1 protein-coding gene is annotated in these 423 nt (G+C 27.4%); it reads left to right on the top strand.

What is annotated here, in order from left to right; genetic code table 11:
* A partial coding sequence (locus tag FC81_RS11195) for an AAA family ATPase (protein ID WP_235804678.1) occupies positions 1 to 423 on the top strand: 423 nt, incomplete at both ends.

The following is a 423-nucleotide window of genomic DNA, read 5'->3' as shown; positions in this document are numbered from 1 at the left end:
GACGAGTGATATGAAAAAAATAATAGTCGTTATGGGTGCTCCCTGTTCTGGAAAAACAACATATGTTTTAAGACATCTTACTAGTAATGATTTGCTTTATGATTTTGATAAATTAATGTATGCATTTACTAATACTAGAATGAGTAAAAACTTAATTTCATTTGTAATACAGCTGCGATTAGACATAATAAATGAATTTATCAGAAATAACAATTATACTCGTTTATTTTTAATAACAACAAAATTAACACCTATGATTCGCAACCAACTAAGATTTTTACCATATGAGTTAGTAGTTATGAAAACTAGTAAGGAAACTTGTTTGAAAAGGCTAAAAGAGGATACCAAGAGGCCTAATCATGAGCGATTAGAAAAAGTAATAATTAATTGGTTTAGTGATAAGAATAATCTTAATAAGAATGG

It is taken from the genome of Liquorilactobacillus capillatus DSM 19910 (assembly GCF_001434915.1).
Classification (GTDB): Bacteria; Bacillota; Bacilli; order Lactobacillales; family Lactobacillaceae; genus Liquorilactobacillus; species Liquorilactobacillus capillatus.
Note: the sequence above shows the minus strand (reverse complement) of the source record. Positions and strands in the feature narration are given on the sequence as shown.